Genomic DNA, 25,430 nt, shown 5'->3' with positions numbered 1-25,430 from the left:
GACTTCACTCCCCGGCAATCCGGTTATTTTCTTATGGGTTGATACTGACGCCCGAGAACACGTTGCGGCCGAAGGGGCTGACTTTGAAACCTTCGACTTTGGCGCTTAACGGCTGGTTGACCGTCGAGTGGGCGATTGGCGTGATCGGCACCTGTGCTTTAAGCAGTTGCTGCGCCTGTTTGTACAGAACAGTCCTTTGTTCGCGGTCGGTCACGACCTTGGCTTGCTTGACCAGCTTGTCGTACGCCGGGTCACACCACATGGAGTAGTTGTTCCCGCCGATGGCGTCGCAGCTGTAGAGGGTGCCCAGCCAGTTGTCCGGGTCACCGTTGTCACCGGTCCAGCCGATCAGGCTGATATCGTGCTCACCGTTCTTGGTGCGCTTGATGTATTCGCCCCACTCGTAGCTGACGATCTTGACCTTGAGGCCGATCTTGGCCCAGTCGTTCTGCAACATTTCAGCCATCAGCTTGGCGTTGGGGTTGTACGGCCGTTGCACCGGCATGGCCCACAGGGTGATTTCGGTGCCTTCCTTGACGCCGGCGGCCTTGAGCAGTTCCTTGGCTTTTTCCGGGTTGTAGGCAGCGTCCTTGATGGTGTCATCGTAGGACCACTGCGTCGGCGGCATGCCGTTGACCGCCAGTTGCCCGGCGCCCTGGTAGACGGCATTGAGAATGCTCTGCTTGTTCACCGCCATGTCCAGCGCCTGACGTACTTCGAGCTGGTCGAAGGGCTTGTGGCGCACGTTGTAGGCGATATAACCGAGGTTGAAACCGGGCTTGGTCAGCAGTTGCAGGTTCGGGTCGGCCTTGAGGGCGTCAACGTCGGCCGGGCGTGGATGTAGGGTAATCTGGCATTCGCCGGCCTTGAGCTTCTGCACGCGTACCGATGCGTCGGTATTGATGGCGAAGATCAGTTGATCCAGTTTGACCCGGCTCGGGTCCCAATACTGTTTGTTGCCCACATAGCGGATCTGCGAGTCTTTCTGGTAGCGCTGGAATACAAAGGGGCCCGTGCCGATGGGCTTCTGGTTGATGTCGCTGGGCTTGCCTTGCTTGAGTAACTGCTCGGCGTATTCGGCCGACAGGATCGCGGCAAAGCTCATGGCGATGTTCTGGATGAACGCGGCATCGACCGTGTTCAGGGTCATCACCACGGTGTAGGGGCCGGTTTTCTCGACCTTGGCAATGTTCTTGTTCAGGCTCATCCCGTTGAAGTACGGAAACTCGGTGGGGTAGGCCTTGCGAAACGGATGGTCGGGGTCAAGCATGCGGTTGAAGGTGAACAGCACGTCGTCGGCGTCGAAGTCCCGCGTCGGCTTGAATTCCTTGTTGCTGTGGAACTTCACCCCTTCGCGCAGGTGGAAGGTGTAGGTCAGGCCGTCTTCGGAGATATCCCACTTGGTTGCCAGCCCAGGCACCACGCTGGTCGCGCCTTTTTCAAACTCGACCAAGCGGTTGTACAGAGGCTCTGCCGCATCGTTGTCGGTGGCGGTGGTGTATTGCGCAGTGTCAAACCCTGCGGGGCTGCCTTCGGAGCAGAACACCAGGCTCTTCTTGTCGGCGGCTTGGCCCATCGTGGCCACAGCCAGCAGGCTGGTGCCAAAAATTGCGGATAGAACGGCGGTATGGCGCATGACGATCCCGATCCTTGTTTGTAGTTATCATCAGTGAGCCATCCCCCTGGCTTATGGCCAGGGAGACATCACTGATCCCACATACAGCAAGTGCCTTCTTCAGAGTGAGGCCTCTGCTGTCCTACGACGTTAGGGGTCGTGGACCTTGCAGTAAATGCTTCAAATCTGACTGGACTTGTAGGCAACAGGACCGCAACTCGCGGCTCATTGCTGTAGGACGGCAATGAAAGCGATGTGGTCTGTTTCCTATAGCCCTGGCGGATGGAATAACGGCGACGTTATAAGGCGCCGCCGTCATTGATCCTTACTTGCCGCTGACGCTAACGCCGTAGAAGGAGTTCAAGCCAAACGGGCTGATCTTGAAGTCCTGCACGGAGGTGCGCATGGGTTGATACACCGTCGAGTGCGCGATAGGTGTGTAAGGCAGTTCGTGTTTAAGGAGTTGTTGCGCCTGTTTGTACAGTTCGGTGCGCTTGGCGACGTCCGTGGTCGACTTGGCCTGACTGATCAGATCGTCATATTGCTTGTTGGTGAACTTGGAGAAGTTGTTGCCGCTCAATGCCGAGGATGCAAAGAGGGTGCCCAACCAGTTGTCCGGGTCACCATTGTCACCGCTCCAGCCAATGATCATGGCCTGGTTTTCACCACCTTTGGAACGCTTGATGTACTCGCCCCACTCGTAGCTGACGATGTTGACCTTCAGGCCGATCTGTTTCCAGTCGCTCTGCAGCATCTCAGCCATCAGCTTGGCGTTCGGGTTGTACGGACGCTGAACCGGCATGGCCCACAGGGTGATCTCGGTGCCTTCCTTGATACCGGCTTCCTTGAGCAGTTCCTTGGCTTTGGCCGGATCGTACTTGGCATCCTTGATAGTGGTGTCATACGACCATTGGGTCGGCGGCATGGCGTTGACCGCCAGTTGGCCGGCACCCTGGTACACGGAGTCGATGATTTGCTGCTTGTTCACCGACATGTCCAGCGCCTGGCGAACCCGCAGGTCTGCTAATGGGTTTGGCGTGGTCTGGCCCTTGAGTACAGGCATCACGTTGTAGGCGATATAACCCAGGTTGAAGCCCGCCTGGTGCGGCATTTTCATGTCCTTGTCCGCTTCCAGTGGCTTGATGTCCGCCGGGCGAGGATAGGCCGTGATCTGGCACTCGTTCTTTTTCAGCTTCTGGATACGCACCGAGGCGTCCGTGGAAATCGAGAAGATCAGGTTGTCGACCTTGACGTCTTCAGGCTTCCAGTAGTCCTTGTTGCCGGTGAAGCGAATGTTGGAGTCTTTCTGGTAGCTCTTGAACACGAACGGGCCAGTGCCGATAGGCTTCTGGTTGATGTCGCTGGCTTTGCCTTCCTTCAACAGCTGGGCGGCGTATTCGGCCGACTGGATCGACGCGAAGCTCATCGCCAGGTTCTGGATGAAGGCCGCGTCCACGGTGCCAAGGGTGAACTTGACGGTGTGGTCATCGACCTTTTCGATGTTCTTGATGTTCTTGTCCATCTCCATGTCCGAGAAGTACGGGAACTCGGTGGGATAGGCTTTGCGGAACGGGTCGTCCTTGTTGATCATGCGGTTGAACGTGAAGAGCACGTCATCGGCATTGAATTCACGAGTCGGCTTGAAGTACGGGGTGGTGTGGAACTTGACGCCTTCACGCAGGTGGAAGGTGTAGGTCAGGCCATCCGGGGACACGTCCCAGCTGGTGGCCAGGCCAGGAACAACGGCGGTGCCGCCACGTTCGAACTGGCTCAGACGGTTGAACACGGTTTCGGCCGAAGCATCGAAGTCTGTTCCGGTGGTGTACTGGCCTGGGTCAAAACCGGCCGGGCTCCCTTCGGAGCAGAACACCAGGTTAGTTGCCGCAAGGGCTACGGGGGCTGCGGCCATAAGGCCAGCGCTCACTAATAACGGAAGGACTGCGTGTTTAAGCATGTTGGCCTCATGATTTGTTGTCATTTTTGGTGGTGAGGGCGACCTCGTGAGCCGGCCTGCGGATACTTATGCAGGCGCCATACCCAATGCAAGATGTTGAACCGTTGTAAAGGGCAAACTGTGGTACGAACGTACAGGAATGTCGCAATTATGAAAGTTTCGACACAAATACGCATGTTTGGAGGGTTTTTTCGGTGCAAAAGGTGCACCAAAAAGGCCCAGCCGAGGCGTCTAGCGCACTCGGTTGGGGCGCTGCTGTTACTTATCTAGACTGACACCATAGAACGGCGTCAGGCCAAACGGGCTGATCTTGAAGCCTTGCACGTCCTTACGTAGCGGCTGGAAAACCGTCGAGTTCGCAATAGGCGTTATAGGTACCTGTTCCTTAAGGATTTTTTGCGCCTGCTGATACCACTTGATGCGCTGCTCGCGATCGTTGCTGACCTTGGCTTGCTGCACGAGCGTGTCGTAGGCCGGGTTACACCATTTGGCATAGTTGCTGCCCTTGACCGCAGCACAACTGTAGAGCACGCCCAGCCAGTTATCCGGGTCGCCGTTGTCCCCAGTCCAACCATAAATCATTGCATCGTGCTCGCCATTCTTGGCGCGCTTGATGTACTCGCCCCACTCATAGCTGACGATATTGGCCTTGATGCCAACCTTTGCCCAATCCTGCTGGATCATTTGCGCAGACATGCGCGCATTCGGATTGGAGGCTCGTTGTACGGTCATCGCCCACAAATTGATGGTGGTACCTGGTGCAACCCCTGCTTCTTTTAGTAGCAACCGCGCTTTCGTCGGATCATAAGGCGCGTCCTTGATGTGTGGGTCATAAGACCACTGTGCCGGTGGCAGCGCGTTCTGCGCCAATTGTCCGGCGCTCTGGTAGACGGCCTTGATGATCGCCGGCTTGTCGATGGCCATGTCCAGGGCCTGGCGCACCTTGAGCTGGTCCAGTGGTGGGTGGGTCACGTTGTACGCCAGAAAGCCGAGGTTGAAACCGGCTTGCTGCAGCACGCGCAGGTTGGGGTCCTGCTTCATGATTTCGATGTCGGAGGGGCGTGGGTAGCCGCTGACCTGGCATTCCCCAGCCTTGAGCTTTTGCAGGCGCGCGGCGGCGTCCGGGGTGATGGCGAACACCAGATTGTCGAGTTTCACATCCTCAGGCTTCCAATATTGTTTATTGGCGGCATAGCGAATTTGCGAGTCTTTCTGGTAACGCTTGAACACAAACGGCCCGGTGCCGACCGGCTTCTGATTGATGTCTTCGGCCTTGCCTTCTTTTAATAGCTGGGCGGCGTATTCGGCGGATTGCACCGAGGCGAAGCTCATCGCCAGGTTCTGCACGAACGAAGCATCGACGTTGTTCAGGTTGAAACGCACGGTGTGATCATCGAGTTTGTCGACGCTCTTGATCGTGGTGTTCAAGCCCATGTCGGTGAAGTACGGCGACTCGGACGGGTAGGCTTTGCGGAACGGGCTGTCGGCATCCAGCAGGCGATTGAAGGTAAACAGCACATCATCGGCGTTGAAGTCGCGGGTCGGGGTGAAGTAGTCGGTGGTGTGAAACTTGACGCCATCGCGCAGGTGGAAGGTGTAGGTCAGGCCGTCTTTGGAGATATCCCAGCTTGTTGCCAGGCCGGGTTCGACTTCGGTACCGCCGCGCTTGAACTGAGTGAGGCGGTTGAACACGGTTTCGGCGGACGCATCGAAATCGGTACCGCTGGTGTACTGGCTGGGGTCAAAGCCGGCGGGGCTGGCTTCGGAGCAGTAGACCAGGGTGGTGGCGGCCTGGGCCAATGGCATAAAGGCCAGGAGGCTGACAGCGAGGAGGAGCGGTTTGACGGCGATTCTTTCCATGGAAACCCCTTAAATGGCAGTCATATAGACGCCGCCCAAACGAAAACGGCGGTCACCGAGGTTACCGCCGTTCAGGTTCGTCAGGTAGGGGTCACGGCATCTGCACTTCGATCACACCATCAGCACTCATGTGCACCTGGCTGGTCCCGGCTTCCACTTCCGGCGTCGGCGCTGAATCCATCATGGCGGCTTTCATCATCATCCCGCCATTTCGGGCGTACGGTTGTGGGTAACCGTTGGTATTGAAGTTCAGGTTGACGATCTTGTAACCCTTGCCGCCCAGCGCGTCGGTGGCCAGTTGCGCACGCGCCTTGAACGCGGTGACGGCGTCCTTGAGCAGCGCATCTTCGCTGTTCTTGCGTGTGGTGTCGGCGATGGCGAAGTCCATGCTGTCCATTTTCAAAGTGTTCAACAGCTCGCCGGTGAGTTTGGACAGCGCCGGGAAGTCCGCGCTTTCCAGGCGCAGCTCGGCGCGTTCACGCCAGCCGGTGATCTTCTGGTTCTGGGTGTACACAATGCAAACAAATGTGGGTAGGGCGACTCTGAAGGGGGCCGTCGAGGTGGAGAATCCCCCAGGCTCGTCGTTACTGTCTACAGCCCTTTATAAACTCATGGGTGACTTAGTATGGGAGGTAAGGGTGACCCATCCCTGGGTGCGTTCAGTTAAATTATTTTAAATAGCGACCGGCACATGGCTATTAACCGCCCACGCTATAGGATCATCCGCAATGGATCGAGGAACAGTTTCAAATGAAATATTATTAGCGTAAGCGTTTTGCAGTGCGGTCCTTCCGTCTTGACCATGAGTATTCGCTTGGTTGAAATTGGCCTCTAAATTAGGAATTGTCGGCTTTGCCGAAACGACACCTTGATAAGCCGTCACCGGAGTATCAATCAACTCTTTGAATTGCGAGGCGAATGAGTTTTTACCGCCGTTGGCCGAATGACAGGAGATGAGTCGTACATTGTGAAAGTTACTGGGTTCCACGCCTTTCGCTCGTAACGAGTCTAATAATTGTTGAGGTGTATGATAACGATTGTTATAGACGACTTGAGTGGGCTTGCCAGTGAGCTGTTCGAAAACCGACAACGTCTTGCCATGCACGAAAATATTGAGTCGGTTGTGGCCTTCGTGCATGTCTTGAAATGTAAAAAGCTCTCCTTCGATTTGTTTGATATTTCTCATATTGTTGTTGATTGTTGTGGGGGCTTCACCACCGGAAAAACCCACCGATGTTCTTCTTACAGGGTCTGGCGGTGAGCTTTTGACAGGATTGTTGGCATTGTTTTGGATGGGCGCGCGAGCAGGTTGACTTGCGGGCTTGATATTGGCGGGGTCTACGGTAGAAGGTTTGGGCGCGTGGGATCTTGAGTTTGCTACAGGCCCGGAAACGTTGGAGTTGGCCGCGCTGGAAGGTGGTGGCGTCCGGGCCGGCGGAAGGCGAGGGGAGAGCCCGGGGCGTGGGCCTCTGACCATCTGTACTCCTGGACCTCCACTGAGAATACCCAGGAAAATTTCTCCGGCAATTTGCCATCCGGTGCGTGGTTCAGGTTTGCCTAGCTCTCGACCATCGGGCGCCCAAGAGTCGAGTCTGTTTTGGTAACTTTCATGGGACTCGTTGATATGCCGTTTTGGCATTTCCTGTGATCGTCTTTTGCGGATCAGAACGTTGGGGGTTTGTGTGTCCGTGAATGAGTCCGTTATAGGCGCTTCAGACTGTTTAGATGGCGGGGTGGTGACGGGAGCGGGGCGCAGAGGTAGTTGCGTGACAGTTGTAATGTGCATGATGCCAACCTATTGACTTTGTGTATTTAGACAGTTGTCATCCTTGTGTGGCGATCTTATGAAAAAAGTTCGGCAGTTAGGCTGGATAAAATAAAAGAAAATTTTTCAGATGGGCGTGCATGTTAAAAAATAAAAACGGCGATCCCTTCGGTGACCGCCGTTCAAGTTCTTCAGTAAAAGGTCATTGCATTTGAACTTCAATCACGCCGTCCGCACTCATGTTGACCTGACTGGTGCCGGCTTCCACTTCAGGTATCGGTGCTGAATCGGCCATGGCGGCTTTCATCATCATGCCGCCATTGCGGGCATAGGGCATCGGGTAGCCATTGGTGTTGAAGTTCAAATTGACGATCTTGTAGCCCTTGCCGCCGAGCGCATCGGTAGCCAACTGCGCGCGCGCCTTGAACGCCGCCACCGCGTCCTTGAGCAACGCATCTTCGCTGGCCTTGCGCGTGGCGTCTGCGATGGCGAAGTCCATGTTTTCCATTTTCAGGGTGTTCAGCAACTCACCGGTGAGCTTGGACAGCGCTGGGAAGTCTGCGCTTTCCAGGCGCAGTTCGGCGCGTTCACGCCAGCCGGTAATCTTCTGGTTCTTGCTGTCGTAGATCGGGTAGCTGTTACGGCTGCCCTGGCGCAGGGTCACGGCCTTGACTTCACGGGCCTGGCCCAGCGCCGTGTTCATGGTGGTAGTGATTTCGGCGGCGAGCTTGGCCGGGTCAGCGTTCTGGGATTCGGTGTAGAGGGTGACGATCATCTTGTCGCGGGCAACCTCCTGGCTGACCTCGGCGCGCAGGGAAATCTGGTTGTAGTTCAGCGCATCGGCAGCCATGGCCGGAAGGCTGGCCAGGGCGCTGGCGCTGAGCGTGATAACGGCTGCACTGCGAATGAAACGAGACATGAAAACTCCTTGGGATGGTCGTGTTCGGATAGTCGTGTTCGGTATGACTGTAGACGGTGGTGTTGCGTTCTTCGGGTTTACACATTCGCTACAAGTTGTCGTGGCACCGACGAACGGTCGCTTGCCCGGCCTGCGTCAAAGAGCCACATACGCCGTGCCAGCAGGTGTGCTTCGTTTATACTCCTGCCGATCCGCCTGCAGCGCTCACCGGGAGAGCTCATGCTCGCCGCCGTAAAACTGACTTCCGCCACCCGCCAGAACCTCTGGCGCCTGACGTTCATTCGCACCCTGGTATTGGCCGCGCAGGCCGGTTCCGTCGGGCTCGCCTATTGGTTCGACCTGCTGCCGCTGCCTTGGCTGCAACTGGCAGTGACCCTCGGTTTCTCCATTGTGCTGTGTGTGTTCACGGCCATCCGCCTGCGCACCACATGGCCGGTGACCGAACTGGAGTACGCGCTGCAACTGGCTTGCGACCTGTTCATCCACAGTGTGTTGCTGTACTTCTCCGGTGGTTCCACCAACCCGTTTGTATCTTATTACCTGGTGCCACTGACCATTGCCGCCGTGACCTTGCCGTGGCGCTATTCCGTGGTGCTGTCGGGTATTGCATTGACCCTCTATACCCTGCTGCTGGCGCGCTTCTACCCGTTGCAGACATTCCCTATCGCCCGGGAAAACCTGCAGATCTATGGGATGTGGTTGAGCTTTGCCTTGTCCGCCGCCGTGATCACCTTTTTCGCCGCGCGCATGGCCGAGGAACTGCGTCGTCAGGAAGAGCTGCGTGCCATTCGCCGTGAAGAGGGACTGCGTGACCAGCAATTACTGGCCGTCGCCACCCAGGCTGCCGGTGCGGCTCATGAGTTGGGTACGCCGCTGGCAACCATGAGCGTGTTGCTCAATGAAATGACCCAGGACCATCACGACCCGGCGCTGCAAGATGACCTCGGCGTGCTGCAAGAGCAGGTCAAGCAATGCAAGCAGACCTTGCAGCAACTGGTGCGCGCTGCCGAAGCCAATCGCCGCCTGGCGGTCGAGATGCAGGACGTGACCCAGTGGCTCGGTGAAGCGCTGAACCGTTGGCACTTGATGCGCCCCGAAGCCAGTTACCGCTTCAACCTGCTGGGCCAGGGCAGCGTGCCACGCATGGCGCCCCCACCGGACCTGACCCAGGCATTGCTCAACCTGCTGAACAACGCCGCCGACGCCTGCCCCGAGGGCTTGGGCGTGCAGCTGGACTGGGATGCGGAACACGTGACCATCAGCATTCGTGACCACGGCGCGGGCGTGCCGCTGGCCATTGCCGAGCAGATCGGCAAACCCTTCTTTACCACCAAGGGCAAAGGCTTCGGCCTGGGCCTGTTTTTGAGCAAGGCCAGCGTGACTCGCGCAGGCGGCTCAGTGAAACTCTATAGTCATGAGGAAGGTGGCACGCTCACCGAGCTGCGCCTGCCCCGTGTCGCACGAGGAGATATCGATGAGTGACGAGATCCAAGTCGAAGGCGAAGAACTGCCGCACCTGTTGCTGGTAGATGACGACGCCACCTTTACCCGCGTCATGGCACGCGCCATGAGCCGTCGCGGCTTTCGCGTGAGCACCGCAGGTTCTGCCGAAGAGGGCCTGGCCATCGCCCAGGCCGACCTGCCGGACTACGCCGCGCTCGACCTGAAAATGGACGGCGACTCCGGCCTGGTGCTGCTGCCCAAGTTGCTGGAACTCGACCCGGAAATGCGCGTGGTGATCCTTACGGGGTATTCCAGCATTGCGACTGCCGTCGAGGCGATCAAGCGTGGTGCCTGTAACTACCTGTGCAAACCGGCAGATGCCGACGACGTGCTGGCGGCCTTGCTCTCCGAGCACGCCGACCTCGACACCCTGGTGCCGGAAAACCCGATGTCGGTGGACCGCCTGCAGTGGGAGCACATCCAGCGCGTGTTGACCGAACACGAAGGCAACATCTCCGCCACTGCCCGCGCCTTGGGCATGCATCGCCGCACCCTGCAACGAAAGCTGCAGAAACGCCCGGTACGGCGCTGAACGAAGTCTGAACAATCCGCTTCAGGCTGCACGGAGCCCTGAACCGATCGTCTATGATCGGTTCAAACGCCTGTCACATTTTCTTACAGAGCCTGAACGATGAATCAGAACGCTGAGTATTGCGCGGTCAATGACGCGGTGCGTGGGCAATTCTTCCGCCGAACCTGGGCGATGATCACGCCCTATTGGCGTAGCGAAGAGAAGAGTAAGGCTTGGTTGTTGCTGGCCGCCGTGATTGGCCTGTCGTTGTTCAGTGTGGCGATCTCCGTGTGGATCAACCACTGGTACAAGGATTTCTATAACGCCCTGGAAAAGAAGGATACCGCCGCCTTCTGGCAACTGATCGGCTATTTCGGCGGTATCGCCGCCGTGGCGATTCTGGGGGCGGTATACCGTCTGTACCTGACCCAAATGCTCACCATCCGCTGGCGTGCCTGGCTGACCGAGAAGCACTTTGCACGCTGGTTAGCCGACAAAAACTACTACCAGCTGGAGCAGGGCGGCTACACCGATAACCCGGACCAGCGGATTTCCGAAGACCTCAACAACTTCACCTCCAGCACGTTGAGCCTTGGCCTTGGGCTGTTGCGCAACGTGGTCAGCCTGGTGTCGTTCTCGATCATCCTGTGGGGGGTGTCGGGCAGCATTGAAGTGTTTGGCATCACCATCCCCGGCTATATGTTCTGGTGTGCGCTGCTGTACGCCGCCGTGGGCAGTTGGTTGACGCATTTGATCGGCCGTCGCTTGATCGGCCTGAGCAACCAACAACAACGTTTTGAAGCGGACCTGCGTTTCTCCATGGTACGGGTGCGAGAGAATGCCGAAAGCATCGCCCTGTACAACGGCGAACCGAATGAAAAACAACGCCTGAGCACGCGCTTTGGCAAGGTCTGGCACAATTTCTGGGACATTATGAAAGTGTCCAAGCGCCTGACCTTCTTCACGGCGGGCTACAGCCAGATCGCAATCATCTTCCCGTTTATCGTGGCTGCACCGCGCTATTTCACTGGCAAGATCGAACTGGGTGAGCTGATGCAAATCAACTCGGCGTTCGGCAATGTGCAAGAGAACTTCAGCTGGTTTATCAGTGCGTACTCGGAGCTGGCCAGTTGGCGCGCCACCAGTGATCGTCTGCTGAGCTTCCATCAGGCCATGCGTGACAACGAGCAGCGCGCGCCCGCCATCGACGTGCGTCCCGAAGGCAGGCACCTGGTGGTGCAGGGGTTGGGCATGGACCTGGCCGACGGCCGCCATTTGCTCACCGATGCCGACATGACCGTAGAACCCGGCCAGCGTGTGATGCTCAGTGGCCGTTCCGGCAGTGGCAAAAGTACGCTGTTGCGCGCAATGGGCCACCTGTGGCCTGCGGGCCACGGCAGCATTCGCCTGCCGGCGGAGCGCTACCTGTTCCTGCCGCAGAAGCCTTACCTGCCGATTGGGACTTTGAAGGCGGTGCTGAGTTATCCACAGGACGACAGCGCCTACCCGCTGGAGCGTTATGCACAGGTCCTGGAAACCTGCCGCTTGCCGCATCTGGTCAGCCGTCTTGAGGAAGCCAACCACTGGCAACGCATGCTCTCGCCGGGTGAGCAGCAGCGCCTGGCCTTTGCCCGCGCCTTGTTGTTCGCGCCGCAATGGCTGTACATGGACGAGGCCACCTCGGCCATGGATGAAGAAGATGAAGCGACGTTGTATCAAGCGTTGATCGATGAGCTACCAGGCTTGAGCATTGTCAGCGTCGGCCATCGCAGCAGCCTCAAGCGCTTCCATGGGCGGCATGTGCGGATCGAGGGCGGGCGGTTGCAAGAGCAAGTCCTGGCGTGACGGCTGACACGGTCAATGATAGCGGTCATGCCTTGAGGGGTATGCCCCATTTTAGACCTTTGAAGGAACCGTTTTGGATGCGCCATTCACTTAGGTGGGGGGGAACCCATATTTTCTTACTGATTCAGAGGTTTTTTATGCAGCCAATTAGCACTCTTTCGTCGGCTTACGTTCCTAATCATGCAGCAACGGACTACAGTCCCACGACTTCAGTCGCTCTCCAGCCAGTGCCGCCACGCAGTATGGCTACCGAAGACAAAAACGGCGGATGCATGAGCGGTTGCACAGGGCCTGTTATCGCGAATGTCGTGGGCTCTTTGGCGCGAGTGGCTATTCCGCTGATAAATCTGCTTAGCAAGCGGGACCGTTGCGATCATTAAAGTTGAACAGTGAGTTGCTGCCCAGGATGTGATTGGCAACGCCCCTCACACTGACCGCCAGCGAGTATAGGCCGGGTCAGGCGTTCACGACGCCTGGCCCGGCTTCATGGTGCGCAGGGTGAGTAGCTATCGCCCAAGCGATACGCGCCAGAGTGGTTACCGAAAAACTGCATCATCTGCGCGCTGTGAGCGCTTTTTGCGAAATACCTTGCGGCCCGATTCATCCTGGCCGTGCAGGTGCAAAGTAGGTGTGCGGGATCGATACCGATCGGTGCTGACTCGCTCATGATGATGGCCTTCGAAAACAAAAGCCCGGCTGATCATCGATCAGCCGGGCTTTTGTATTGCTTGAAGCGACTTACTTCTTCAAGCCGTAATGCTCATCCAGCATGCCTGGGGCGTTCGGCGTTTTTGGCGCGTAGTCCCGTGGTGGCTCCTGGTTTTCCCGTGGTGGGGTCAGGCGCTCCCGTGGAGCTTGCGGTGCATCGGAGTGCAGCGCAGCCAGCAGGCGCTGACGGGTGATGTCGTCGAGGGCCAGGCGGTTGGCGCCATCGGCGAGGTGATCCTGTACTTCCTGGTAGCTCTGGGTGAGCTTCTTGACCAGGGTCGCGGTGCTATTGAAGTGGGTAACAACCTCGTTCTGATAACTGTCAAAACGTTCCTGAATGTCATCCAGCTGACGTTGCGTGCGGTTAGGCGCGGCATTCGGCAGCAAGCGAGCAACCAGGAAACCAATGGCGACACCGGCAACCAGGGCAAGAGTCGGCAACAACCAAACTAAGAGCGAGTGTTCCACGAGTCCTTCCTCTATAAACGGCTTTGCTTTACGTTAACGGCTCGGACCTGCGCTGTATACCGCGATTAAGCTCGCAATGATGCCATGCACAGACTTTTAGCTAGACGAGTCGACCCTTTGAGAGGTCACGGAGTTCATTCCTTGCTCATGCGTGAAACCCCCGTTTTGATCGATGGCCCAGTAGGCCAATTGGAAGCCCTGTACCTGGATCACCCCGAGCCACGTGGCCTGGCGCTGATCTGCCACCCTAACCCGGTGCAGGGTGGGACCATGCTCAATAAAGTCGTATCGACCCTGCAACGCACCGCCCGCGATGCGGGTTTGATCACATTGCGCTTCAATTACCGTGGCGTTGGCGCCAGTGCCGGTACGCACGACATGGCCTCCGGGGAAGTGGACGACGCGGAGGCAGCCGCCACCTGGCTGCGTGAAAAACACCCGGACCTGCCGATCACCTTGCTGGGGTTCTCCTTCGGGGGGTATGTCGCTGCCAGCCTGGGCGGTCGCCTGGAAGCCAAGGGTGAGCAGCTTGCGCACCTGTTCATGGTTGCCGCTGCGGTGATGCGCCTGCGTGATACCGACGTGCTGCCACACGGTTGCCCACTGACCCTGATCCAGCCAGAAACCGACGAAGTGGTCGACCCGCAGACCGTCTACGACTGGTCCGCCGCCCTGAAACGCCCCCATGAGCTGCTGAAAGTGGCAGAATGCGGACACTTTTTTCACGGCAAGCTGACCGATCTCAAGGATCTGGTGCTGCCGCGTCTCTCGAATTGATAGCAGTCTGATAAGCGATTACCCATGACGACTCGTACCCGTATCCTCACCGGCATCACCACCACCGGCACGCCGCACCTGGGCAACTACGCCGGTGCGATCCGCCCGGCGATTCTCGCCAGCCAGGACGCCAATGCCGACTCCTTCTACTTTCTGGCCGACTACCACGCCCTGATCAAGTGCGATGACCCGCAGCGCATCCAGCGCTCGCGTATGGAAATTGCCGCGACCTGGCTGGCCGGTGGCCTGGATGTGAACCGGGTGACCTTCTATCGCCAGTCCGACATTCCGCAAATCCCCGAACTGACCTGGCTGCTGACCTGCGTCGCCGCCAAGGGCCTGCTCAACCGAGCGCATGCCTACAAGGCGTCGGTAGACAAGAACGTAGAAAATGGCGAAGACCCGGATGCGGGCATCACCATGGGCCTGTACAGCTACCCGGTGTTGATGGCAGCAGACATCCTGATGTTCAACGCGCACAAGGTGCCGGTTGGCCGCGACCAGATCCAGCACGTGGAAATGGCCCGTGATATCGGCCAGCGTTTCAACCACCTGTTCGGCAACGGTAAAGAATTCTTCACCATGCCCGAGGCGTTGATCGAAGAAAGCGTCGCCACCTTGCCGGGCCTGGACGGCCGCAAGATGTCCAAGAGCTACGACAACACCATCCCGTTGTTCACCAGCGCCAAGGACATGAAGGACGCGATCTCGCGGATCGTCACCGACTCTCGTGCGCCAGGCGAAGCCAAAGACCCGGACAACTCACACCTGTTCACCCTCTACCAGGCGTTTGCCACCCAGGCTCAGGAAGAAGCATTGCGCAGTGATTTGCTGCAGGGCCTGGGCTGGGGCGAGGCGAAGAACCGTTTGTTCCAACTGCTGGATGACCAGCTCGGTGAAGCGCGTGAGCGCTATCACACACTGATGTCGCGTCCTTCGGACATGGAAGACTTGCTACTGATCGGCGCCAAGAAAGCCCGTGCCGTGGCGGCACCGTTCCTGGCCGAGCTGCGTGAGGCCGTGGGCCTGCGCTCGTTCGTCAACCAGGTTGCGGCACCGGTCAGCCCGAAAAAGAAAGCCGCAAAAGCGGCGCGCTTTGTGAGCTTCCGTGAAGACGACGGCAGCTTCCGCTTCCGCCTGTTGGCGGCTGACGGCGAGCAACTGCTGCTGTCGCGCAATTTTGCCGACGGTAAAGCGGCGGGTGCGGTCACCAAGCAACTGCAAAGCGGCGACGCGTTGGATGTGCGCACTGAAGCCCTGGGCTTCAGCGTCTGGCTGGACGGTGCTGCGGTCGCCGACAGCGCGGCATTTGCCGATGGTGCGTCGCGCGATGCCGCCATCGAAGCCTTGCGCGTTGCGTTGACCCCCCTCGAGGATTAACCCGACCAAGGGTTGATTGCCATTATCCGGGGCCGTCGTTACAGTGACGGCCCGTTTTTGTTGCCTTGCTAACGAAATTATGACGCCCCTAGAACGATATCAAGCTGATCTGAAACGCCCTGAATTCTTCCATGACGCTGCCCAGGAAAACGCGGTGCGTCATTTGCAGCGCCTGTACGAAGACCTGGTCGCGGCCTCGCAAAGCAAGCCTGGGATGTTCAGCAAGCTGTTTGGCAAGAAAGACCACACGCCGGTCAAGGGCCTGTACTTCTGGGGTGGCGTTGGCCGCGGCAAGACGTACCTGGTAGACACCTTCTTTGAGGCGCTGCCGTTCAGGGAAAAGGTCCGTACTCACTTCCACCGCTTCATGAAGCGTGTGCATGAAGAAATGAAGACCCTGCCGGGCGAGAAAAACCCGCTGACCATCATCGCCAAGCGTTTCTCCGAAGAGGCACGGGTGATCTGCTTCGATGAATTCTTCGTCTCCGACATCACTGACGCCATGATCCTCGGCACCTTGATGGAAGAGCTGTTCAAGAACGGCGTGACCCTGGTCGCGACGTCCAACATCGTGCCCGACGGCTTGTACAAGGATGGCTTGCAGCGCGCGCGCTTCCTGCCGGCCATTGCGCTGATCAAGCAGAACACCGATATCGTCAACGTCGACAGCGGCGTCGACTACCGCCTGCGTCACCTCGAGCAAGCGGAGTTGTTTCACTTCCCACTCAACGACGCCGCCCACGAAAGCCTGCGCAAAAGCTTCCGCGCGTTGACGCCGGAATGCACCCAGGCGGTGGAAAACGACAAGTTGATGATCGAGAACCGCGAAATCATCGCGCTGCGTACCTGCGATGACGTGGCATGGTTCGAGTTCCGTCAGCTGTGCGACGGTCCGCGTAGCCAGAACGACTACATTGAGCTGGGCAAGATCTTCCACGCCGTCATCCTCAGTGGCGTGGAACAAATGGGCGTCACCACTGACGACATCGCGCGGCGTTTCATCAATATGGTCGACGAGTTCTACGACCGTAACGTCAAGCTGATCATCTCGGCGGAAGTCGAACTCAAGGACCTCTACACCGGCGGTCGCTTGAACTTCGAGTTCCAGCGTACGTTGAGCCGGTTGCTGGAAATGCAGTCCCACGAGTTCCTGTCGCGCGGCCACAAACCTTAAAGACGATGTGGGAGGGGGCTTGCCCCGATAGCTGTGGATCAGTCAGTGCACCTGTTACTGACAGACCGCTATCGGGAGCAAGCCCCCTCCCACAGTTGTTTTGTGCATGCCCTGCTTACGCGGCTTGCTGGAACTGCTGGCGATACTGGTTCGGCGACAGCTCGGTGTGCTGCCTGAACAACCGTGCAAAGAAACTTGCATCGTCGTATCCCACCTCATAGCTGATGGTCTTGATGCTCTTGCGGCTGCCTGAGAGCAGGCCCTTGGCCGTCTCGATACGCAAGCGTTGCAGGTAATGCAGCGGCTTGTCACCGGTCGCTGTCTGGAAGCGGCGCATGAAGTTACGGATGCTCATACCGTGTTCCCGGGCAACGTCTTCGAAGCGGAACTTGTCGGCGAAATGCTCTTCGAGCCAGTGCTGGATCTGTAGGATGATCACGTCCTGGTGCAGCTTTTGCCCACCAAAACCGATACGCCCGGGTGAGTAGCTGCGCTGCACTTCATAAAGGATGTCGCGGGCTACGGCTTGGGCGATGTTGGCGCCGCAGAAGCGCTCGATCAAATAAATGTAGAGGTCGCACGCCGAAGTGGTGCCGCCGGCGCAATACAGGTTGTCGGCGTCGGTCAGGTGCTTGTCCTGGTTGAGCTGGACCTGGGGGAAGCGTTCGCTGAAGGCGTTGAAGAAGCGCCAGTAAGTGGTCGCCTCTTTGCCATCGAGCAACCCGGCTTCAGCCAGCCAGAACACGCCGGTGGCTTCGCCACAGAGCACGGCGCCGCGGGCGTGTTGCTCGCGTAACCATGGCAGCACTTGCGGGTAGCGAGTGCACAGGACGTCGAAGTCGTCCCAGAAGGCCGGTAGCACGATGATGTCGGCGTTTTCCAGGCCGCCGTCCACCGGCATGATCACATCGCTGAAGCTGCGCACCGATTGCCCATCGGGGCTGACCAGGCGCGTTTCGAACGCCGGGGTCAGGCCCAGGCCCTGTTGCTTGCCATAGCGCAGGCTGGCCAGGTGGAAGAAATCCTTGGCTTGCATGAGGGTTGAAGCAAATACCCGATCAATGGCCAAAATGCTGACGCGCCGCAAGGGCGTGGAGATTTGGTTAGACATAATTTCATTTATTCTTATAGGGGAAAGTGGTCACCAGACGGCTGGATCGTCTTATTTTTTGTCGCATGTGTCCAGTGTCCTGTGCCGTCTTTGCGGCATAGGCTCTGTGGTCTGGTCTTTGTTCGACAATTCACACAGGTGACCCATGATCTCCAGAACCTTGTTCAGCTCGGAGCACGAACTCTTTCGCGAGAGCGTGCGTACCTTCCTCGAAAAACACGCCGTGCCGTTCCATGGGCAGTGGGAAAAACAGGGCTACATCGACCGTAACCTATGGCATAAGGCGGGGGAGGCGGGGATGCTGTGCTCCCACTTGCCGGAGGAATATGGCGGCCTGGGCGCGGACTTTTTGTACAGCGCGGTGGTGATCGAAGAAATCGGGCGCCTGGGGCTGACCGGCATCGGTTTTTCCCTGCATTCGGACATTGTCGCGCCGTACATCCTGCATTACGGCAGTGAAGCGCTGAAGCAGAAATACCTGCCCAAGTTGATCTCCGGCGAGATGGTCACGGCCATTGCGATGACCGAGCCCGGGGCTGGCTCTGACCTGCAAGGGGTCAAGACCACTGCTGTATTGGATGGCGATGAGTATGTGATCAACGGTTCCAAGACCTTCATCACCAACGGCTACCTCGCCGACCTGGTGATTGTGGTGGCCAAGACCGATCCAAAGGCTGGCGCCAAGGGCACCAGCCTGTTCCTGGTAGACGCTGATACGCCGGGCTTCGACAAGGGCAAGCGCCTGGAGAAGGTGGGCATGAAGGCCCAGGACACGTCGGAACTGTTCTTCCAGGACGTGCGAGTGCCTAAGGAAAACCTGCTGGGCCAGGCGGGCATGGGCTTCGCCTACCTGATGCAGGAGTTGCCCCAGGAGCGTTTGACGGTGGCGATTGGTGCGCTGTCCTCGGCCGAGGCGGCATTGCAGTGGACCTTGGAATACACCCGTGAGCGCAAGGCGTTCGGCAAGGCGATTGCCGATTTCCAGAACACGCGGTTCAAGTTGGCGGAGATGGCCACTGAGATTCAGATCGGTCGTGTGTTTATCGACAAATGCATGGCGCTGCATCTGGAAGGCAAGCTGGATGTACCTACTGCGGCAATGGCCAAGTACTGGGGCACGGATCTGCAATGCAAGGTGCTTGATGAGTGCGTGCAGTTGCACGGTGGTTACGGTTTCATGTGGGAATACCCGATTGCACGGGCCTGGGCGGATGCGCGGGTGCAGCGGATTTATGCGGGGACAAACGAGATTATGAAAGAGATCATCGCGCGGGCGCTTTGATCTTGCGGTGTTGCGGATGGCCCCATCAGGAGCAAGCCCCCTCCCACATTTTGATCTGTGAACACGGCCAAGTGTGGGAGGGGGCTTGCCCTAATGTCTGTCAGTTAAGAAGGAACACTATCACTGTGGCGAGCGGGCTTGTTGTGGCGAGCGGGCTTGTCCCGCGTTGGGGTGCGCAGCAGCCCCAAAAGCTATCTGCGCGGAGTATCGTATACACCGCATTCGTCCTTCTTTAGGGGCGCTACGCGCCCCAACGCGGGACAAGCCCGCTCGTCACAGGTTACCGGTTGCTCGTTCTAGCGCTTAACTGACTGGCATTGGGGCTTGCCCCCGATGGCGGCCTAACGGTCAATCAAGGCGCAGGATTGGGATGAACCTTCTGAATCGCCTCAATCCCTTCCAATACCTCGTTGGAGAGCTTCAATTCAGCACTGGCAATGTTGCTGTCCAACTGCTCCAGCGACGTGGCGCCAATGATATTGCTGGTCACAAACGGCTGCTGTGTCACGAACGCCAATGCCATCTGCGCCGGGTCCAGGCCGTGTTCCCGTGCCAGCGCCACATAACGGCTGCAGGCTGCTTCCGACTGCGGGTTGAAATAGCGGCTGAAGCGGCTGTACTCGGTCAGGCGTGCCTTGGCCGGGCGTGCGCCCCCTTCGTATTTACCGCTGAGCATGCCGAACGCCAGCGGTGAATAGGCCAGCAAACCACACTGTTCACGAATGGCAATTTCGGCCAGGCCCACTTCAAAGCTGCGGTTGAGCAGGTTGTAGGGGTTCTGGATCGACACCGCGCGGGTCCAGCCGCGGGCTTCGGCCAGGGCCAGGAATTTCATGGTGCCCCACGGCGTTTCGTTGGACAGGCCGATGTGGCGGATCTTGCCGGCCTTCACCTGCTCATCCAGCGCTTCGAGGGTTTCTTCCAATGGGGTGAGGTCGTCTTCGTCCTGGTGCTTGTAGCTCAATTGGCCGAAGAAGTTGGTGCTGCGTTCCGGCCAGTGCAACTGGTAGAGGTCGATCCAGTCGGTCTGCAGGCGCTTGAGGCTGGCGTCCAGGGCAAGGGCGATGTGCTTGCGGTTGTGGCGCAGATGGCCGTCGCGGATATAGTCGATGGTGTTGCCGGGGCCGGCGATCTTGCTGGCCAGGATCCAGTCGCTGCGGTCGCCGCGGCGTTTGAAGTAATTGCCGATGTAGCGCTCGGTGGTGGCGTACGTGTCGGCCTTGGGCGGCACCGGGTACATTTCCGCGGTGTCGAGGAAGTTGATCCCCGCGGCCTTGGCCCGTTCGATCTGTGCGAAGGCCTCTGCCTCGCTGTTCTGCTCGCCCCAGGTCATGGTACCCAAGGCGATCGCGCTCACGTTCAGATCGGTCCGGCCCAGCTGTCGATAATCCATCGGGTGCTCCTTCGGGGGAAAACATTCATAAAAGCAGGTTGAATTTTTTTTCGCAATCTGCATAATTGCCCACCTCTTTCTGCAGTGGAAGTGATGCGCCGCCTGCCGAAGAATCTTGCCGTTGAACGGACGCGCCGACCCGAGCCCCCGATAGCGTCTGTATCCGGCTGCCTTTGACCTTGTCAAAGTACGCACTATTCAGTAAGATCCGCCGTCTAAATTTACAGGCGGCCCCTGAGGCTATTAAAGAATGACAACTTTTACTGCAAAACCGGAAACAGTTCAGCGCGACTGGTTTGTCGTCGACGCCGCTGGTCAGACCCTGGGTCGTCTGGCCACTGAAGTCGCCAGCCGTCTGCGTGGCAAGCACAAGCCTGAGTACACCCCGCACGTTGATACCGGTGACTACATCGTGATCATCAACGCTGAGCAGGTTCGTGTAACCGGCAACAAAGCAAGCGACAAAATGTACTACCGTCACTCCGGTTTCCCAGGCGGTATCAAGTCTTCCAACTTCGAAGGCCTGATTGCCAAGAAGCCTGAAGCCCCGATCGAAATCGCGGTCAAAGGCATGCTGCCTAAGGGCCCACTGGGTCGCGATATGTTTCGCAAGCTGAAAGTCTATGCGGGCGCTGTACACCCTCATGCTGCTCAGCAGCCCCAAGAACTGAAGTTTTAACGGAATAGTTCATTATGTCGGCGACTCAAAATTACGGCACTGGCCGTCGCAAAACCGCAACCGCACGTGTTTTCCTGCGTCCGGGCACTGGTAACATCTCGATCAACAACCGCTCCCTGGACAACTTCTTCGGCCGCGAAACTGCCCGCATGGTAGTTCGTCAGCCGCTGGAATTGACCGAGACCGTTGAAAAGTTCGACATCTACGTCACCGTTATCGGTGGCGGTGTAAGTGGTCAAGCTGGCGCAATCCGCCACGGTATCACTCGCGCTCTGATGCAGTACGACGAAACCCTGCGTGGCGCTCTGCGCAAAGCTGGCTTCGTAACTCGCGATGCTCGTGAAGTTGAACGTAAGAAAGTCGGTCTGCGTAAAGCGCGTAAGCGTCCGCAGTACTCGAAGCGTTAATTCGCTTTACGTTCCACAAAAACGCCCAGCCTCCTCACGGAGCTGGGCGTTTTTTATTGCCTGCGATTTATGCATAAATTTCGCCGTGACAACTTGCCACATCCGTAGACCCCCTATACTACAAGGCCTGGGGGCGGAGGCCCGGGCAATTCCCTTGTCATACGTGGGGCTTTTCATTACCATCCGTCAAAATTTTTATAAGTAAAGATTCAACACTTAGTAGACGCCTGATTTAACAGGCCAAAAAGCTGATGGGAGAGGACTGAATGAGCAATGACGGCGTGAATGCAGGCCGGCGTCGCTTCTTGGTAGCAGCCACATCCGTGGTGGGTGCTGCAGGAGCGGTGGGGGCTGCGGTCCCGTTCGTGGGGTCATGGTTTCCCAGTGCCAAGGCGAAAGCCGCAGGTGCACCGGTGAAGGTGAATGTCAGCAAGATCGACCCAGGCCAGCAAATGATTGCTGAGTGGCGCGGTCAGCCAGTGTTCATCGTTCGTCGTACCGAGGCGATCCTGGGGAATCTGCAGAAAATCGAAGGTCAGCTGTCTGATCCTGACTCGAAGAATTCTGACCAACCCGCTTACGTCGATAAGGAAACCCGTTCGATCAAGCCTGAGATTCTGTTGCTGATCGGTATCTGCACCCACTTGGGTTGCTCGCCTACTTTCCGTCCGGAAGTTGCTCCCGCCGACCTGGGCAAAGACTGGGTTGGTGGTTATTTCTGCCCTTGCCATGGTTCCCACTACGACCTGGCCGGCCGCGTCTACAAGTCACAACCCGCGCCCTTGAACCTGCCAGTGCCGCCACATCACTACGAGACTGACAGTGTCATTGTCATTGGCGTCGACGAGGGGGAGAAAGCCTGATGAGCAAGTTCATGGATTGGGTGGATGCGCGCTTCCCCGCCACTAAAATGTGGGAAGATCATCTCAGCAAATATTACGCGCCAAAAAACTTCAACTTCTTCTACTTCTTCGGCTCGCTGGCACTGCTGGTGCTGGTCAACCAGATCGTTACCGGTGTCTGGTTGACGATGAGCTACACCCCGTCGGCGGAAGAGGCGTTTGCCTCCGTCGAATACATCATGCGTGACGTCGAGTACGGCTCGATCCTGCGCCTGCTGCACTCCACCGGCGCTTCGGCGTTCTTCATCGTCGTTTATATGCACATGTTCCGTGGCCTGCTCTACGGTTCGTACCAGAAGCCTCGCGAGCTGGTGTGGGTGTTCGGCATGTTGATCTACCTCGCGCTGATGGCCGAAGCCTTCATGGGGTACCTGCTGCCATGGGGCCAGATGTCGTACTGGGGGGCCCAGGTGATCATCTCGCTGTTCGGTGCTATCCCGGTAATTGGTAACGACCTGACCCAGTGGATTCGTGGTGACTACCTGATCTCCGGTATTACCCTGAACCGCTTCTTTGCCCTGCACGTTGTGGCGCTGCCGATCGTGATCCTGGGCCTGGTGGTGCTGCACATCCTGGCGCTGCATGAAGTGGGTTCCAACAACCCGGATGGTGTGGACATCAAGAAGCACAAAGACGAAAACGGTGTACCGCTGGACGGCATTCCGTTCCATCCGTACTACACCGTGAAAGACATCGTCGGCGTGGTGGTGTTCTTGTTTATCTTCTGCTCGATCGTGTTCTTTTTCCCGGAGATGGGCGGTTATTTCCTGGAGAAGCCTAACTTCGAACAGGCCAACGCCTTCAAGACACCTGAGCACATTGCCCCGGTCTGGTACTTCACACCGTTCTACGCCATCTTGCGGGCGATCCCTGACAAGCTCATGGGCGTAATGGCAATGGGGGCCTCGATCGCGCTGCTGTTCGTGCTGCCGTGGCTGGACCGAAGCCCGGTCAAGTCCATGCGCTACAAGGGCTGGCTGAGCAAGGTCTGGCTGTGGGTGTTCTGCATTGCCTTTGTGATCCTGGGTGTGCTGGGCGTATTGGCGCCAACCCCGGAGCGTACGTTGCTGTCGCAGGTCTGCACCTTCCTGTACTTCGCCTACTTCATTCTGATGCCGTTCTACACCCGGCTCGAGAAGACCAAACCGGTTCCGGAAAGGGTGACTGGCTGATGAAAAAATTATTCGTTGCATTAGTGCTTGCGGCCCTGCCGCTACTGTCCTTCGCCGCCGAGCATGGCGCTGAACTGGAAAAAGTCGATATTGATGTGTCTGACAAGGCCGCCATGCAAGACGGGCTGCGTACATTCACCAACTACTGCATGGGCTGTCACAGCGCCAAGTTCCAGCGTTACGAGCGTGTCGCCGATGACTTGGGCATCCCCCATGAGGTGATGCTCAGCAATGCGGTGTTCACCGGTGCGAAGATCGGCGACCACATGAACATCGGTATGCAAACTGCTGACGCCAAGACCTGGTTCGGGGCCGCGCCGCCGGACCTGACCCTGGTTGCCCGCGTACGTGGTACCGACTGGCTCTACGGCTACCTGAAATCCTTCTATGAAGACCCCGCGCGCCCTTATGGCGTGAATAACAAAGTCTTCCCGAACGTCGGTATGCCTAACGTTCTAGTCGGCCTGCAGGGTCGCCAAGTGGTAGGATGCAAGCAGGTTCAGGTCGTTGAAGACGGCAAGAAGCAATATGATCCGTTGACCGGTACGCCGCTGACGCATGAAGCGTGCGATCAACTGACCATCGTGCCCAAGACCGGAACGCTGAATGAAGAGCAGTTCGACGAGAAGGTCAAGAACCTGGTGACCTTCCTGGCCTACTCGGCCAACCCGGTCAAACTGCAGCACCAGCGCATCGGTACCTACGTCTTGCTGTACCTGGCTTTCTTCTTTGTATTCGCCTATCTGCTCAAACGTGAATACTGGAAGGATGTGCATTGATCCAACCGTAAGCAATTGCTGTTAATCTTGCGCGCCCAGCGGCATCTCTGAACACGTAGCGCTCTGGTTGAACCAGGCACTGCAGAGATGCTCTCTGGGCGCGCTCGTTTTTGAGCTTTCGATAATTTCAACAAGCGAGGAGGACCGCCATGGGCGTGACCAATCGGTTGGCCTGTTACTCCGACCCCGCCGACCACTATTCCCACCGAGTACGCATCGTACTTGCAGAGAAGGGTGTCAGCGCCGAGATCATCAGTGTGGAGGCAGGTCGTCATCCGCCGAAACTGATCGAAGTGAACCCTTACGGCAGCTTGCCCACCCTGGTCGATCGTGACCTGGCGTTGTGGGAGTCAACCGTGGTGATGGAATACCTGGATGAGCGTTACCCCCATCCACCTTTGCTGCCGGTATACCCGGTGGCGCGTGCCAACAGCCGCTTGCTGATCCATCGGATCCAGCGTGACTGGTGCGGGCTGGTGGATGTGATTCTGGATTCACGTTCAAAAGAAGCCGCTCGGGTGCAGGCGCGCAAGGAATTGCGCGAGAGCCTGACCGGCGTTTCGCCGTTGTTCGCCGACAAACCTTTTTTCCTCAGTGAGGAACAAAGCTTGGTGGATTGCTGCCTATTACCCATACTCTGGCGTTTGCCGATTCTGGGCATTGAATTGCCACGGCCGGCCAAGCCGTTGCTTGATTACATGGAGCGCCAGTTTGCGCGTGAGGCTTTCCAGGCGAGTCTGTCTGGTGTCGAACGCGATATGCGCTAAGGCTTAAGGAGCCGCTGATGAACTCCAGTCGACCCTACCTGGTCCGCGCGCTCTATGAGTGGATTGTGGACAACGATTGCACCCCGCACATGCTGGTCAATTCCGAATTTCCTGCGGTTCAGGTACCGCAGGGTTTTGCCAGTGATGGGCAGATCGTTTTGAACGTGTCGCCCAGTGCTGTGCGTCACCTGCACATGGACAACGAAGCCGTGAGCTTCGAAGGGCGTTTCGGCGGTGTGCCGCATACGCTGTTCGTGCCAATTGGCGCGATTCTCGGGATCTATGCCCGGGAAAATGGCCAAGGCATGGTGTTCGATCTGGAGTCGCCTTTCGACGGTGACGAAACGATCGACGGTGACGACGGTGATGATGTGCCGCCACCGGATGCCGAGCCGCCGCGCCCAAGCGGTCGGCCGAGCCTGAAAGTGGTGAAGTAAGCGGCTTTCGCCTTCGGGCGAG

The 25,430-nt window shown here is 57.8% G+C and carries 22 protein-coding genes and 1 pseudogene; 14 read left to right on the top strand and 9 right to left on the bottom strand.

The window, feature by feature from the left end:
- Positions 1 to 31: 31 nt before the first annotated feature.
- From M5B43_RS04300 to M5B43_RS04275, 6 genes and pseudogenes are all read right to left on the bottom strand, one after another.
- Complete coding sequence (locus M5B43_RS04300) at positions 32 to 1,636, bottom strand: ABC transporter substrate-binding protein (protein WP_248748932.1); 1,605 nt, start codon at positions 1,634 to 1,636, stop codon at positions 32 to 34.
- A 304-nt stretch (positions 1,637 to 1,940) separates the two neighbouring features.
- Entirely contained in the window at positions 1,941 to 3,569 is a 1,629-nt protein-coding gene (locus M5B43_RS04295; protein ID WP_248748931.1) for an ABC transporter substrate-binding protein, read from the bottom strand.
- A gap of 258 nt (positions 3,570 to 3,827) precedes the next feature.
- On the bottom strand, positions 3,828 to 5,429 hold the full coding sequence (locus M5B43_RS04290) for an ABC transporter substrate-binding protein (protein WP_248748930.1): 1,602 nt from the start codon (positions 5,427 to 5,429) through the stop codon (positions 3,828 to 3,830).
- Positions 5,430 to 5,520: 91 nt separating this feature from the next.
- A pseudogene (locus M5B43_RS04285) lies at positions 5,521 to 5,934 on the bottom strand (SIMPL domain-containing protein); the annotation flags it as partial.
- 168 nt (positions 5,935 to 6,102) lie between these two features.
- A complete protein-coding gene (locus tag M5B43_RS04280) occupies positions 6,103 to 7,215 on the bottom strand; it encodes a hypothetical protein (protein ID WP_248748929.1) in 1,113 nt (370 codons plus the stop codon).
- 181 nt (positions 7,216 to 7,396) lie between these two features.
- A complete protein-coding gene (locus M5B43_RS04275; RefSeq protein ID WP_248748928.1) occupies positions 7,397 to 8,113 on the bottom strand; it encodes an SIMPL domain-containing protein in 717 nt (238 codons plus the stop codon).
- A gap of 219 nt (positions 8,114 to 8,332) precedes the next feature.
- Between M5B43_RS04275 and M5B43_RS04270 the strand changes: the two genes are divergently transcribed.
- The 3 genes from M5B43_RS04270 to M5B43_RS04260 all read left to right on the top strand — a co-directional run bounded on the left by M5B43_RS04270 (position 8,333) and on the right by M5B43_RS04260 (position 11,972).
- The gene (locus M5B43_RS04270; protein WP_248748927.1) at positions 8,333 to 9,595 is read left to right on the top strand and encodes an ATP-binding protein; all 1,263 of its coding nucleotides are present in this window, start codon (positions 8,333 to 8,335) and stop codon (positions 9,593 to 9,595) included.
- The gene (locus M5B43_RS04265) at positions 9,588 to 10,148 is read left to right on the top strand and encodes a response regulator transcription factor (RefSeq protein ID WP_010565532.1); all 561 of its coding nucleotides are present in this window, start codon (positions 9,588 to 9,590) and stop codon (positions 10,146 to 10,148) included. Before M5B43_RS04270 ends, M5B43_RS04265 begins: the two co-directional genes overlap by 8 nt.
- 99 nt (positions 10,149 to 10,247) lie before the next feature.
- A complete protein-coding gene (locus M5B43_RS04260) occupies positions 10,248 to 11,972 on the top strand; it encodes an ABC transporter ATP-binding protein/permease (protein WP_248748926.1) in 1,725 nt (574 codons plus the stop codon).
- A gap of 738 nt (positions 11,973 to 12,710) precedes the next feature.
- Here the strand turns inward: M5B43_RS04260 and M5B43_RS04255 are convergent.
- On the bottom strand, positions 12,711 to 13,148 hold the full coding sequence (locus M5B43_RS04255) for a DUF1043 family protein (protein ID WP_017138275.1): 438 nt from the start codon (positions 13,146 to 13,148) through the stop codon (positions 12,711 to 12,713).
- Positions 13,149 to 13,295: 147 nt separating this feature from the next.
- Here M5B43_RS04255 and M5B43_RS04250 point away from each other — a divergent pair, with 147 nt between their 5' ends.
- The 3 genes from M5B43_RS04250 to zapE all read left to right on the top strand — a co-directional run bounded on the left by M5B43_RS04250 (position 13,296) and on the right by zapE (position 16,479).
- Positions 13,296 to 13,925, top strand: a complete 630-nt coding sequence (locus M5B43_RS04250) for an alpha/beta fold hydrolase (protein ID WP_248749076.1) — start codon at positions 13,296 to 13,298, stop codon at positions 13,923 to 13,925.
- 24 nt (positions 13,926 to 13,949) lie between these two features.
- Positions 13,950 to 15,305 (top strand): tryptophan--tRNA ligase, encoded by a 1,356-nt coding sequence (locus M5B43_RS04245; RefSeq protein ID WP_248748925.1) that lies wholly within the window; start codon positions 13,950 to 13,952, stop codon positions 15,303 to 15,305.
- A 79-nt stretch (positions 15,306 to 15,384) separates the two neighbouring features.
- On the top strand, positions 15,385 to 16,479 hold the full coding sequence (gene zapE / locus M5B43_RS04240; RefSeq protein WP_248748924.1) for a cell division protein ZapE: 1,095 nt from the start codon (positions 15,385 to 15,387) through the stop codon (positions 16,477 to 16,479).
- Positions 16,480 to 16,594: 115 nt separating this feature from the next.
- On the opposite strand, the gene M5B43_RS04235 is transcribed toward zapE, so the two are convergent.
- Complete coding sequence (locus M5B43_RS04235; protein WP_248749075.1) at positions 16,595 to 17,491, bottom strand: GlxA family transcriptional regulator; 897 nt, start codon at positions 17,489 to 17,491, stop codon at positions 16,595 to 16,597.
- A 244-nt stretch (positions 17,492 to 17,735) separates the two neighbouring features.
- Here M5B43_RS04235 and M5B43_RS04230 point away from each other — a divergent pair, with 244 nt between their 5' ends.
- A complete protein-coding gene (locus M5B43_RS04230) occupies positions 17,736 to 18,872 on the top strand; it encodes an acyl-CoA dehydrogenase family protein (protein ID WP_248748923.1) in 1,137 nt (378 codons plus the stop codon).
- 352 nt (positions 18,873 to 19,224) lie between these two features.
- Here the strand turns inward: M5B43_RS04230 and M5B43_RS04225 are convergent, their stop codons facing one another.
- A complete protein-coding gene (locus M5B43_RS04225) occupies positions 19,225 to 20,265 on the bottom strand; it encodes an NADP(H)-dependent aldo-keto reductase (RefSeq protein WP_248748922.1) in 1,041 nt (346 codons plus the stop codon).
- Positions 20,266 to 20,515: 250 nt separating this feature from the next.
- On the opposite strand from M5B43_RS04225, the gene rplM reads away from it, so the two are divergent.
- The 7 genes from rplM to M5B43_RS04190 all read left to right on the top strand — a co-directional run bounded on the left by rplM (position 20,516) and on the right by M5B43_RS04190 (position 25,408).
- Positions 20,516 to 20,944: a 50S ribosomal protein L13 gene (rplM, locus tag M5B43_RS04220; protein WP_003188508.1), complete on the top strand. Its 429-nt coding sequence runs from the start codon at positions 20,516 to 20,518 to the stop codon at positions 20,942 to 20,944.
- A gap of 14 nt (positions 20,945 to 20,958) precedes the next feature.
- On the top strand, positions 20,959 to 21,351 hold the full coding sequence (gene rpsI, locus M5B43_RS04215; protein ID WP_002555064.1) for a 30S ribosomal protein S9: 393 nt from the start codon (positions 20,959 to 20,961) through the stop codon (positions 21,349 to 21,351).
- 266 nt (positions 21,352 to 21,617) lie between these two features.
- Positions 21,618 to 22,214: a ubiquinol-cytochrome c reductase iron-sulfur subunit gene (gene petA, locus M5B43_RS04210; protein WP_248748921.1), complete on the top strand. Its 597-nt coding sequence runs from the start codon at positions 21,618 to 21,620 to the stop codon at positions 22,212 to 22,214.
- Complete coding sequence (locus M5B43_RS04205; RefSeq protein WP_248748920.1) at positions 22,214 to 23,425, top strand: cytochrome bc complex cytochrome b subunit; 1,212 nt, start codon at positions 22,214 to 22,216, stop codon at positions 23,423 to 23,425. Before petA ends, M5B43_RS04205 begins: the two co-directional genes overlap by 1 nt.
- Complete coding sequence (locus M5B43_RS04200) at positions 23,425 to 24,204, top strand: cytochrome c1 (RefSeq protein ID WP_248748919.1); 780 nt, start codon at positions 23,425 to 23,427, stop codon at positions 24,202 to 24,204. Before M5B43_RS04205 ends, M5B43_RS04200 begins: the two co-directional genes overlap by 1 nt.
- Positions 24,205 to 24,353: 149 nt before the next feature.
- Positions 24,354 to 24,971 (top strand): glutathione S-transferase N-terminal domain-containing protein, encoded by a 618-nt coding sequence (locus M5B43_RS04195; RefSeq protein WP_005784778.1) that lies wholly within the window; start codon positions 24,354 to 24,356, stop codon positions 24,969 to 24,971.
- A 17-nt stretch (positions 24,972 to 24,988) separates the two neighbouring features.
- Positions 24,989 to 25,408, top strand: coding sequence for a ClpXP protease specificity-enhancing factor (locus M5B43_RS04190; RefSeq protein ID WP_248748918.1), 420 nt, complete (start codon positions 24,989 to 24,991; stop codon positions 25,406 to 25,408).
- Positions 25,409 to 25,430 lie beyond the last annotated feature (22 nt).

The organism is Pseudomonas sp. MWU15-20650 (assembly GCF_023242475.1).
Taxonomy (GTDB): Bacteria; Pseudomonadota; Gammaproteobacteria; order Pseudomonadales; family Pseudomonadaceae; genus Aquipseudomonas.
Note: the sequence above shows the minus strand (reverse complement) of the source record. Positions and strands in the feature narration are given on the sequence as shown.